Here is a 10,944-nt window from a genome sequence, read left to right as displayed (position 1 = left end):
TTCTAATGGTCCGTAAGTAAAAAGTGTCAAGATCAACCCCGCCTTTGTGCGGGGTTTTTGCTTTTTAATCAGGACCTTATCGGCGGTGGTGCTTTGTAAAGATTTTTGGCACGCGATAGCCTACGAATGTGATCCGCGTGACGCGTGACGGAAGTTTGAAAACATTCGGGAAGCCCGTGCAGGGAAGGGTTGGCAATGGGCGTCGCGGTTGTCTATGGTTTGACGATGCAGTGAAGGAGCGCGCTCATCGGAGCGTCGCGGCCAGAGTCTCGATTCCTTGCCGGAGGGCGATCCATGACTCCTCACTTCCACGTCGTCATGGTCCGACATCAAACCGGTGAGCGGATTCCGATCTTGCTCGACGAGGATCGCCAGCCGATTACATGGATAAACATGTACCTGCTATTGCGCTTGCGACCGAGGCTGGCAGCCAATAGTCAGGAAAAGGCGTTACGCACGCTCGGATACTTCTGGGTGTGGTGCTCGATGCAAAAGGACCCGGTGCGCCCTCGGCTGGAAAACGGGGAGGGCCTCACGCCAAACGAGATTGTCGCGGGACTGTATCCCTGGCTCCGACGCAACTTCGAAGCTACTGGCCAAGTCCGGCGGCTTGTTGTCTCGCAAAATACGGTGACACAGCGGATGCGGGAGGTAATGAGGTTCATCACCTGGCATCTGGAGAACGCGATGGTCAAGTGGCCGGTCGGCAGTCCACAGATCCAGGATATTCGAGCAAAGCTGCAAACGATTCAGCGGACGTTCGCAACGGCAGGGCGCGCACGCATAGAGCTGTCCCAGCACGCAAGAGCGTTGACGCGCGATGAGCTTGCATCGCTGCTTGCCATCTGTCGCCCCAATAGCAACAACAATCCATGGAAAGCACCCTATCAGCAGCGCAATTACCTCATGGTTCTCATGATGGCGACGCTCGGCCTCAGACGCGGTGAGGTGCTGAAGCTGCGAATTGGAGACTGCCTGCTATCGGGCCCAACGCCGCAGGTGCGAGTGAGGCAAGCGCCGAACGACTCCGACGATCCAAGACTTGCCGAGCCGCAGGTTAAGACGGAATCGCGACTGCTGCCATGCGAGATCACGCTTGCCCGTCTCCTCGACGACTACATCTGCAAGGCGCGTAGGCAGATAAAAGACTCCGGACGGACGCTGTTCCTGTTCCTCGCCCGAGATGGGCGACCCATGAGCCTGGCGCGCGTCAACGGGGTCGTGGCCCAGATCGGGTTGGTCCACCCACAATTCGGCGAGCTTCATCCGCACGCTTTGCGCAGTACCTGTGCCACGCACTTCAGGGAACGAGCCGTCGCCCGCGGCCTCGAAGAAGAGCGAGTCGACAAGCACATGATGTACTTCTTTGGTTGGCGTTCATCGACCTCCATCAAGTCTTACGTCATCGATGCGATCCGACGTGAGGCCGGCGAGGTTGGCTTGAGCTATCAGGCAACGCTTCTTGGCTCATCGAATCCTATATGACGAACGCCGAGCTCAATCTCGCGATGGCGGACCATCTGCGGCGTTGCGATCTGATTGCAATGCCGGACAGCGTAATCGACAGAGACGGCCGCGTCATGGATCTGAGCCAGTCGGTATGGAAGTTCAATGTGCCGACGGAACACTCGGCACTCGACTGGGCCCGGCTTCCTGAAACTAATCCAATCGTAATTTATGCCCTTCGCAGATGGGCGTTGCAACTGCTCACTCAGCAAGCCAGCGCAAGCGTTGCCACTGCTTTGCGATCCACCATCTACGCCTTGATCGGAAGGGTTCGGGAGGGCGGCCTGATTGAGGCTAAATTGATGCACCAATGGAGTTCACTTGCGTCTCTCTCCCACATACCAAGTTTGCAGGTCTTGCTCCGACATCTTGTTGAGCAAAGCTTGCAGGTATTGCGGGAGCGCAAGGCGCTGGATCTGTTCTATCCCCTGCGTTCCTGGTACCGGTGGTCCGCGGAGATTCTGGAGTGCCTCGGCTTCGATGAGGAGTTCGCGTTCAAGTTGGACGAGATTCGCATCCCGGCACCGTACTCTCGTCTCCCAGTAGAGTTGGAGGACGAACACTGTGGCCCGCTCTCAGATACGGAATTGATGGCGTTGCGGCGGGCACTCCGGGACGACAATTCAATGGAGCGCTCGCACGTCATGCAGCGAGCCGCGATCGCTCTCAGTCTTGCTTACGGCCGGAACCCCGGCAACTATTGCCTGCTGCGGGAAGCGGACTTCCAGAACAGCCTCGAGGGCTTCGATGTACCGCCAAATTGGGTGCTCTCCATCCCACGAACCAAGAAGCGCGGTCGCGCCGCCCGACAGGACTTCATTGACGAGCGTGTCGGCAAGGATCTGGAGCGCATTCTGAAGGAACTCCTGCGCGCCAACGAGGGCATCGATTGCGGCCCATGTGCGCGCCCCCTGTTCATGCATGCCGAGCCTGATGCATGGCGTAGGGATACTGGTGTAGGTGAATACGCACACCACATTACGGTTGATGAGTTCCTGATGCTCATCCGGCGGTTCGGAAAGCGGATGAACGTCATCTCGCCACGCACCAAGGCGCCGCTGCATCTGTCGTCACGCCGGCTGCGCTATACCTTTGCGACGACGATGGTGGAGCTTGGCGTCTCCCGGCGAGTCCTGGCGGCCATGCTGGATCATTCCGATACACAAAGTGTACATATCTACTATGCCCTCAAGGGGAGGCGGCTTACCGACATTCTGGACCGTGCGGCAGCTGTGCGCTTGGGGCCGCTGCTGAAGCTGTTCCGTGGGCAGGCAGCTTCGGAGGATTCCGTCGCGGGTTCGGTGCCGCCTCATAAGCGGGTGCACTTCCTCGGCGATATGCACGCCGTGCCGGACGTCGAGATTGGCGCCTGTGGCAAGTCGCAACGATGCGACCTCGATCCGCCGTTCTCCTGCTACGTCTGCCCGAAGTTCAGGCCATACATGGAGGCTGACCATGAGGCGGTGCTTGCCGAGTTGCTGCGCAGTCGGAAAGAGCGTCGCGAGCGCTACGGAGAGCGCGTGGCGGTCCAAATGGATGAAGTCATCTACGCGGTGGGCGAGGTCCTGCAGGAGGTGGCGCGATATGGCAAGCGAGCTGGGAAGAAGACGTAAGTCCATGGTGGCTGTCGGCCGCTACAGCGATTCGGTCTCTGCTAACTGGATCGAGAACGCGACGCGCCTCGTTGCGACCGCAAAAGCAAGCCTGCCGTTTGCGGGTGTGCATTGGAGTGATGCGGTGTGGGACGTATCGGCCAGCTATCGTCACCGCACGCGCGCCTACAAGGCCAGCCGTCCCGCGTTGAGACTGCTGTTCACGCAGCATCGCGAGACCCCGCGGGTTGCCGCGCTCCCAATGACCGAGCCGTTCGGGGGTATCGTAAAGGCATTGGTGTGTTTGCGACATCAGCAGCGAGGTCAATCCTCGACCAGCCATATGGTGTTCATCCGGGCGGCGCGATATGTATTCCACGAATTGGCCGCAGCGGACCTTGCGCTTCCCGATCTCCGGTCGGATCATCTCGATCTAGCCGCAGCCCGGCTGTTTGCGCGGGAGATGGCCACCAGCTCCTACAAGGTGGTGGGTCATATGGAAGAGTTCGCGGATGCCCTCGATCGTAATGGCTTGTGCCGCGTCCGCCTGGACTGGCGTTGCCGCCACAAGGTGCGGCCTCGCTCGATGATCCAGGGTTCCACGGAAGGCTTCCGGAATGGTGAGAGCACCTCCGACCGTCTGCCCACGGAGGAGGTAATCCGCGCTATCGGCCATCTGTATCAGATCATTCCTCGCGCCGCGTCATCCGACGATTTGGTCAGCGCGGACCGTATCCTGATACTGATCACGACCATCATGGTCTGCACAGGTCTACGCGTCGGAGAGGCGCTGACGCTGCCAGAGCGACCGCTCTCGGTGGCGGAAGACGGCAGCCGGAACCTGCGCTACGCGCGACTCAAGGGGCGGCTCGATGACGTCGCAGTGGAATGGTGTTGCAAGCCGCTGTTGTCTGCCACCGAGGAGCTCGTGCAGGACGTGGTGGATGAGCTCCAGGCGGCGACGGCTGGTGCGCGCCGGGTCGCGCAACGAGTCCGCGAGACCGGGGTGCTGCTCTCCGATATTGCGCTCGACGAAGAGTTGGACAGTCAGTCTATCCAGGCGATTCTGGGACTACAAAGCCACAGTGTCCCGTTATTCCTCGCTAGCAGGAAGATTCCCTACGAGACGGTCAACCGGCGAACCAGAGTCAAGCGCGACGCGTTCGTCGCGGGCATTACGCCCGATCATTGGACGGCGCCGGTTATACCGGGCGGAGCCGGAAAGGGATTAGATCTCCACGAATCGCTATGCGTGGTGTATCGCAATCAGTTGCACCGCGGCACCCGTTCGACGCTGACGTACGCCGCGCAACCGGTTACCGATCAAAACATGGGGGAATTCCTGAGCGGACGAGCCACATGTGCTTCCGTCTTCGAGCGCTACGGCGTGCTGGGGGCCGATGGTCAGCCGCTTCGCATTCGCACGCATGGCCTGCGCCACTTCCTCAATCATCTGCTGGATGAGGGCGGCGCCCCGGACTTGGTGCAGACGAAGTGGTTCGGCCGCAAGCACGCGGCCGACACAAAGGCCTACCAGCACCTGACCTATGCTCAGCGGTCTGCCCAGGTGGCGGAGGAGGTCATGGGGGGACGCATGCAGGGTAAGCTGGTTGAAGAGATGAAGGCGCTTCCAGCTGAACGGATGCGTACGTTCCTCGCTGCGCGGATCCATGCCATCCATGACGTGGGACCGGGCATGTGCATCCACGACTTCCAGCTCTCGCCCTGCGAGCGTCACCTGCAGTGCACGGCAAGTTGTGAGGACTTCCTGTGGATTAGTGGGGATGAGGAGCGCTGCGAAGAACTCAAGCGCCAGGCTGCGGTTGTGCACCTAAGCCTGCGCACGGCTTCGGAGACGGGCCGCAATACGCACGCGCGGTCGGATTGGCACCGGCACCTCAAGCATCGCTACGCGCAGCTCATGCGGCAGCTGGCCGCGCTGGGACTGGGTGAGAAGGATCTCCGTCCGTATCTCGACGAAGGAGAGCGACATGGGAAGGCCAATCAGGGCTAACGCGAAACTCAGCGCCGATAGGCTGGCGGGCATTGTTGCCGAGCTAGAGCACTGGCGGGACCGGGAGCTAGGGCTTGATCTGACGTGGGAGCGCGTCGAAATGTTCTCGGGATACTCCAGACAGGCGTTAAGTAGCCACCCCGAAATCTTGCGAGCCTTCCAGGAGGCCAAACGCTCGCTAGGTTGCCCCGACCGGCCTTCCCGGTCGCGCGGGCTAGATGAGGAGTTAGCCTTCCAGGACCGTACCATCGTACGGCTGCGTCAGGAACTCAGCCGCTATGAAATGCTGGAGCAGCAATGGCATGCGCGGTGGCAGCGCGTCGCCTTGCACTGCGGGAGGCTAGGTCTGAGGCTGGAGGAGCTCGACCAGCCGTTGGAGCAAACGATACAGAGCGACCCGAGGCGAGGAGTCTGAGTGCGGTGGTCTTGCGCCGCGTTAAGCCGCCTTGGGACGATAGGCGCTCACCTGCGTCATCATCATCAGCACGGCGACCGAAACCACGCCGAGGCCGGAGGACAGCCACAGCGACTTCGCTCCGAACTGGTCCAGGCACATCCCGAAAATCCATGGCGCCAGCGCTTGCGCCACGCGAGCCGGTACCATCAACACGCCCTGGCGATGGCCGTATCCACCCGGCCCAAAGATGACCAGCGGCAGCGTGCCCTTGGCAATCGTAAGGATGCCGTTGCCCGCCCCGTGCAGGACGCCAAACAGCGCTGCCGCAGGGGCTCCCGCAAGCCCGAATGCCAATGCGCCGATCGGATGGAGGGCGGCGGCGATGCGTGCGGACAGCAGCGGATGGATCTTGCGCAGCAAACCGAACTCCAGAATCCGGGCGCCGACTTGCGCCGGGCCGATCAGCGCGCCGACCATTACGGCGGTAGCCAGCGACGCGCCGCCGGCCTGCAGCAGGCGCGGCAGATGCGCGGCCATGGCCGTGCTGATGAACCAGGTCGCCGCGAAAACGAAGGCCAGCGCATAGGAGGCCGCCCGCTGCGAACGTTCGTCGCCGAGGTACGGCGGATCGCTGCTCGTTAAGGGCACGGACTTGCTGGCTGCAGTTGTTGTAGCGATTACCCTTGGCATGCTCAGGTTCAGGGCCAGTCCCAGCGTGAGATGCAGCGCTGCCCACGACAGGCATGCACCCCGCCACCCGATGTGCGCTTCCATGTAAGTGGAGAGCGGCCAGCCGACCGTGCTGGCGAACCCCGCGATCAGCGTGATCCCCGTGATGGCCCCGCGTGAACGGGTGCCGTACAGGGCGACCAGGGTGGCGAACGCGGCTTCGTAGAGACCCGCGCCCATGCCGATCCCGAGGATCACCCAGGCTGCGAAGAGGCCCACGGCTCCCTGCGCCAGGGCAAGCCCGGCGAGTCCGATGGCGAACAGCAGGCTCGTGGCCACGAGCACCGAGCGTCCGCCGGTCCGGTCGATCAGCCGGCCAGCCGTGGGGCCCAGCAATGCCGACACCACCAGGGCGACGCTGAATGCAGCAAAGATCGTCGGCGTCGAGACGCCGAGATCCTTCGCCATCGGTGTGGCCAGCATGGCCGGCAGGTAGTACGTCGAACCCCACGCCAGTGTCTGGGCGACTCCCAGCCTGGCGATCACGCTGTTGCTTGGCTCCATGGCCGGTCCGTTCCCTGTTATTCCACTTCGCCGCTGTCCGTGTCGCTGGTCTGCGCGTCGTTCTCGTGATTCATGGCTGCTGCCGCGAGCGTCGTCGCATGCGCGGGCGCGGCTTCCTTGCGCTCGCTGTAGCGATCGGTCAGGTAGTCGCTGCGGTCCCGCACCAGCAGGGTGAACTTGTAGAGTTCCTCCATGACGTCGACCACCCGGTCGTAGTAGGACGACGGCTTCATGCGGCCGTTGGCGTCGAACTCCTGATACGCCTTGGCCACCGACGACTGGTTCGGAATGGTGACCATGCGCATCCAGCGTCCCAGCACGCGCAGCGCGTTGACGGCGTTGAACGACTGCGAGCCACCGGACACCTGCATCACGGCCAGCGTGCGGCCCTGCGTCGGACGAATCCCGGCCATCTCCAGCGGCAGCCAGTCGATCTGGTTCTTGAAGACGGCCGTCAGCGTGCCGTGGCGCTCGGGACTGCACCAGACCTGGCCTTCCGACCACTCGGAGAGCTTGCGTAGCTCGACCACCTTCGGGTGATCGGCGGCGACGCTGTCCGCCATCGGCAGGTCGCGCGGATCGAACACGCGGGTCTCCGCGCCGAAGTGCTGCAGAATCCGTTCGGCTTCCTGCACCAGCAGGCGGCTATAAGAGGTCTCACGCAGCGAGCCGTAGAGCAGCAGGATGCGCGGCGGGTGGGAGCTGACGCGTGCTGGCTCCAGCTTGCGGAGGTCCGGCGTGTCGAGCACCGCAGGGACGATGTTGGGGAGATCGACAGTCATCGAATCCTCCGGCCCTGCGCGTCGATGACGGCCTCGCCGTCCTCCTTGGTGAAAGCGCCTAGCTGCGGTGCCGGCAGGATGTCCAGCACGACTTCGGACGGTCGGCACAACCGCACGCCAAGCGCGGTGACGACGAAGGGGCGGTTGATCAGGATGGGGTGGGCCAGCATGGCATCGAGCAACTGGTCATCGTTCAACGCCGGATCGGCGAGACCGAGTTCGGCGTAGGGTGTGCCCTTCTCGCGGATGGCTTCGCGTACGGTAAGGCCGGCATCGAGGATCATTGCTTGCAAGGTCTGCCGGTCGGGTGGCGAGGTCAGGTACTCGATGACGGTTGGCTCGATCCCCGTATTGCGGATCATCGCCAGCGTATTGCGCGACGTACCGCACGCCGGGTTGTGATAGATGGTGACGGTCATGGGGTGTCTCAATGCGATTCGTACCAGTGCTGCGAACGGTTGACCACGCCAACCACGAGGAGCATCACCGGAACTTCGATCAGCACGCCGACGACGGTGGCGAGCGCCGCGCCGGACTGGAAGCCGAACAGGCTGATAGCGGTGGCCACGGCCAGTTCGAAGAAGTTGCTCGCGCCGATCAGTGCCGACGGGCCAGCGACGCAATGCGCGACGCCGAGCTTGCGATTGAGCAGATAGGCCAGCCCGGAGTTCAGCAGGACCTGGATCAGGATCGGCACAGCGAGCAGCAGGATGATGAGCGGCTGCTCAACGATAGCGTTGCCCTGAAAGCCGAACAGCAGCACCAGCGTCGCAAGCAGAGCGGTGATCGAGTAGGGGCCGAGGGCGTCGACGACGCGTTTGTAGGTGGCTTCGCCGCGCGCCAGCAATGCCCTGCGGATGATCTGCGCGATCAGCACCGGCACGATGATGTAGAGCGCGACCGACGTGATGAGCGTGTCCCACGGAACGGTGATCGACGACAGGCCCAGCAGTAGCGCGACGACGGGCGCAAAGGCCACGATCATGATGGCGTCGTTGAGCGCCACCTGCGACAGCGTGAAATACGGATCGCCCTTGCAGAGCTGCGACCAGACGAAGACCATCGCCGTGCACGGCGCCGCCGCCAGCAGGATCAGGCCGGCGATGTAGCTGTCGAGCTGCTCGGCGGGCAACCACCCCGCGAACAGATGGTGCACGAAGATCCAGCCCAGCAGCGCCATCGAGAACGGCTTGACCAGCCAGTTCACGAAGAGCGTGACGCCGATGCCGCGCCAGTGTCCGGCGACCTGGCCCATGGCGCCGAAATCGATCTTGATCAGCATCGGAATGATCATGACCCAGATCAGCACGCCGACGGGCAGGTTCACCTGCGCGACTTCCATGGCACCAATAGCCCGAAAGACCGGTGGCAGCCATTGGCCGAGCAGGATGCCGGCCACGATGCACAGCGCGACCCAGACAGTCAGATAGCGCTCGAAGAAGCCGATGGCGCTTGGCCGTGCCGCCGCAGCGGACTGTTGCGCTGTGCTCACTGCCCAGCCTCCACAGGCTGCTCGCCGATGGCGCGCATCTCCTTCTGGATAGCATTGCGGTCCAGGATGTGCAGTGGCAGGTTCACGAACTGGCTCACGCGATTCAGGATCTGACGGAAGACCTGGTCGAACACCTTGCGCTTCTCATCGTCGGATCCCTGAATGGCGGCCGGGTCCATGAAGCCCCAGTGTGCCGTGATGGGCGTGCCTGGCCAGATCGGGCAAACCTCGCCCGCGGCCTGGTCACAGACGGTGATCACGAAGTCCATCTTGGGTGCATCGGGCAAGGCGAACTCGTCCCAGCTCTTGCTGCGCAGGCCGGAGGTGTCATAGCCAATCGACTCGCACCGCTCGACGGCAAACGGGTTCACCGCCCCGGATGGATGGCTGCCGGCGCTGTAGGCTTGAAAGCGTCCCTTGCCGAGCACGTTGAACAGCGCTTCGGCCATGACGCTGCGGGCGGAGTTGCCGGTGCAGAGCACCAGTACATTGAAGGTCTTGTCGGACATGGTGGTTGTTGGGCGTTGGGGCGAGGGAGTGCCTCCTCGCGCGAGGATTCGATGGGGGAAGCGCGTTAAAACTAGATCAGCAGCAGCCGGATTGCGGCGCGCAACAGGTGGTCTTGGCGGCAGGCTTCTGTGCGGCGTTCAACGGGGCGGGCACGCAACACGCAGCGGTCTCGGCGCTACGGTCACGCGATTCGCCATAGGTGGGCGCGTTGCCGAGCGTGTGGAACGATTCCCAGGCGATGCCGGTGGGGTCCACCGACCAGTGCTTGTTCGAGGTCGCGTAGCAGCAGTTCGTCTCGGACTGGGATTGCATGGGCAGGTCGGCGCTGGCGAGGCGTGCCTGTATCGCGGCCAGCTCTGCGTCCGTCTCAGCCTGGATGCCCAGATGGTCCACGCCCAGCTTCTCCGTGCGATTGGAGATCGCGAAGTTCACGCGCGGATCGTCCAGCGCCCACTTCGCATAGTCGTCCCGGACGACGGTCGGCTCTGCGGCGAAGAGGGCCGAGTAGTAACGGATGCTGGCCGACAGGTCGGCCACGCTGACGTGGACGTGGAAGCGCTTCATGGTTCAGGACTCCGTGGTGACGGCGCAGCGGGAAACCGGCGAGCACGGATTGCCGCCACAGCAGTTCGCCGTGAGATAGCCCAGCAGGTCATTCATGGTCTCGAAGCGGGCCATGTAGATGATCGACCGGCCTTCCTGGCGGCTGGCCAGCAGGCCGGCGCGATGCAGTTCCTTGAGGTGGAACGATAGCGAGGATGCCGGCATCTCCATCAGTTCGGCAATGCGGCCCGCCGGCAGGCCTTCGGGACCGGCCTGCACCAGCAGGCGGAAGACGGCCAGGCGAACGGCATGGGCGAGCGCGGCAAGCGCTTCAAGGGCGTTATCGGTTTCCATGATTCGAATATAGTCGAATCATGGAAAATTTGCAACCTTGCTTCTGTGACTGGCCGGCTTACTTGGAGCGGCTCTGGCGGCCGACCCACGTCGTGCCTGCGACGGTTGGCTCGGAAAGCGTGGCCCGGCGCACCGCGCGCTCGCGCGTGACCCTGGCGAACGCATCGAGACGCGCGCGGATCGCGTCCGGCGTCTCGGCCGGGAGGGGGTGACGGCGGGTCTGGCGAGAAGGAGACGTCATGGTGGGCAGCCTTGGGGGACTCACAGGCGCATTCTGCCATCGACGTCATTACCCTTGAAAGCTACCCCAAAATACCGAGCATTCCCCTGGCACACGCGCTTACGAGCGGCGCACAATAGCTGCACCCCCCCGCGCACCCTGCGCATCGACCTCGGCCCGTCGCGGCCTACACCGGCCCAAACGCCCGAATCTTTACGGCTTCCGGGCTGCCTCGCCCCGAAACCGGCGCCCCATGCATTCTTGCCGTCAATGTTTACGCGGTGACGCAACAGAACCCTTC

At 62.9% G+C, this 10,944-nt stretch carries 11 protein-coding genes; 3 read left to right on the top strand and 8 right to left on the bottom strand.

Annotated features, from left to right (window positions below; all coding sequences use genetic code 11):
- Window positions 1-294 precede the first annotated feature (294 nt).
- The 3 genes from EV147_RS25835 to EV147_RS25825 are packed head-to-tail and all read left to right on the top strand — an operon-like array spanning window position 295 to window position 5,112.
- Window positions 295-1,485 (top strand): tyrosine-type recombinase/integrase, encoded by a 1,191-nt coding sequence (locus EV147_RS25835; protein WP_130394080.1) that lies wholly within the window; start codon window positions 295-297, stop codon window positions 1,483-1,485.
- Complete coding sequence (locus EV147_RS25830; protein ID WP_130394079.1) at window positions 1,482-3,119, top strand: site-specific integrase; 1,638 nt, start codon at window positions 1,482-1,484, stop codon at window positions 3,117-3,119. The genes EV147_RS25835 and EV147_RS25830 overlap by 4 nt, the downstream gene beginning before the upstream one ends.
- Window positions 3,091-5,112: an integrase gene (locus EV147_RS25825; RefSeq protein ID WP_235845040.1), complete on the top strand. Its 2,022-nt coding sequence runs from the start codon at window positions 3,091-3,093 to the stop codon at window positions 5,110-5,112. The genes EV147_RS25830 and EV147_RS25825 overlap by 29 nt, the downstream gene beginning before the upstream one ends.
- A gap of 436 nt (window positions 5,113-5,548) precedes the next feature.
- Here EV147_RS25825 and EV147_RS25815 read toward each other — a convergent pair whose 3' ends face one another.
- The 8 genes from EV147_RS25815 to EV147_RS25780 form a co-directional block, all read right to left on the bottom strand.
- Window positions 5,549-6,742 (bottom strand): MFS transporter, encoded by a 1,194-nt coding sequence (locus EV147_RS25815; protein WP_130394077.1) that lies wholly within the window; start codon window positions 6,740-6,742, stop codon window positions 5,549-5,551.
- Between the two features lie 17 nt (window positions 6,743-6,759).
- The gene (gene arsH, locus EV147_RS25810) at window positions 6,760-7,524 is read right to left on the bottom strand and encodes an arsenical resistance protein ArsH (RefSeq protein ID WP_130394076.1); all 765 of its coding nucleotides are present in this window, start codon (window positions 7,522-7,524) and stop codon (window positions 6,760-6,762) included.
- Window positions 7,521-7,943 (bottom strand): arsenate reductase (glutaredoxin), encoded by a 423-nt coding sequence (gene arsC, locus EV147_RS25805; RefSeq protein ID WP_130394075.1) that lies wholly within the window; start codon window positions 7,941-7,943, stop codon window positions 7,521-7,523. Before arsC ends, arsH begins: the two co-directional genes overlap by 4 nt.
- 8 nt (window positions 7,944-7,951) lie before the next feature.
- Entirely contained in the window at window positions 7,952-9,016 is a 1,065-nt protein-coding gene (gene arsB / locus EV147_RS25800; protein ID WP_130394074.1) for an ACR3 family arsenite efflux transporter, read from the bottom strand.
- Window positions 9,013-9,525 carry an arsenate reductase ArsC gene (locus tag EV147_RS25795; protein WP_130394073.1) on the bottom strand — a complete coding sequence of 171 codons (513 nt, stop codon included), beginning with the start codon at window positions 9,523-9,525 and terminating at the stop codon, window positions 9,013-9,015. The genes arsB and EV147_RS25795 overlap by 4 nt, the downstream gene beginning before the upstream one ends.
- Window positions 9,526-9,601: 76 nt before the next feature.
- Window positions 9,602-10,090 carry an ArsI/CadI family heavy metal resistance metalloenzyme gene (locus EV147_RS25790; protein WP_130394072.1) on the bottom strand — a complete coding sequence of 163 codons (489 nt, stop codon included), beginning with the start codon at window positions 10,088-10,090 and terminating at the stop codon, window positions 9,602-9,604.
- Window positions 10,091-10,093: 3 nt separating this feature from the next.
- Complete coding sequence (locus tag EV147_RS25785) at window positions 10,094-10,423, bottom strand: ArsR/SmtB family transcription factor (protein ID WP_130394071.1); 330 nt, start codon at window positions 10,421-10,423, stop codon at window positions 10,094-10,096.
- A gap of 58 nt (window positions 10,424-10,481) precedes the next feature.
- Entirely contained in the window at window positions 10,482-10,664 is a 183-nt protein-coding gene (locus EV147_RS25780) for a hypothetical protein (RefSeq protein WP_130394070.1), read from the bottom strand.
- Window positions 10,665-10,944: the final 280 nt, after the last annotated feature.

The sequence above is a fragment of the Cupriavidus agavae genome, from assembly GCF_004217045.1.
Taxonomy (GTDB): domain Bacteria; phylum Pseudomonadota; class Gammaproteobacteria; order Burkholderiales; family Burkholderiaceae; genus Cupriavidus; species Cupriavidus agavae.
This window is presented reverse-complemented; position numbering and strand designations above follow the sequence as displayed.

Coding starts and splice junctions, on each gene's coding strand:
- EV147_RS25835 (WP_130394080.1), top strand. CDS start 295: ATGACTCCTCACTTCCACGTCGTCATGGTCCGACATCAAACCGGTGAG.
- EV147_RS25830 (WP_130394079.1), top strand. CDS start 1,482: ATGACGAACGCCGAGCTCAATCTCGCGATGGCGGACCATCTGCGGCGT.
- EV147_RS25825 (WP_235845040.1), top strand. CDS start 3,091: ATGGCAAGCGAGCTGGGAAGAAGACGTAAGTCCATGGTGGCTGTCGGC.
- EV147_RS25815 (WP_130394077.1), bottom strand. CDS start 6,742: ATGGAGCCAAGCAACAGCGTGATCGCCAGGCTGGGAGTCGCCCAGACA.
- arsH (WP_130394076.1), bottom strand. CDS start 7,524: ATGACTGTCGATCTCCCCAACATCGTCCCTGCGGTGCTCGACACGCCG.
- arsC (WP_130394075.1), bottom strand. CDS start 7,943: ATGACCGTCACCATCTATCACAACCCGGCGTGCGGTACGTCGCGCAAT.
- EV147_RS25795 (WP_130394073.1), bottom strand. CDS start 9,525: ATGTCCGACAAGACCTTCAATGTACTGGTGCTCTGCACCGGCAACTCC.
- EV147_RS25790 (WP_130394072.1), bottom strand. CDS start 10,090: ATGAAGCGCTTCCACGTCCACGTCAGCGTGGCCGACCTGTCGGCCAGC.
- EV147_RS25785 (WP_130394071.1), bottom strand. CDS start 10,423: ATGGAAACCGATAACGCCCTTGAAGCGCTTGCCGCGCTCGCCCATGCC.
- EV147_RS25780 (WP_130394070.1), bottom strand. CDS start 10,664: ATGACGTCTCCTTCTCGCCAGACCCGCCGTCACCCCCTCCCGGCCGAG.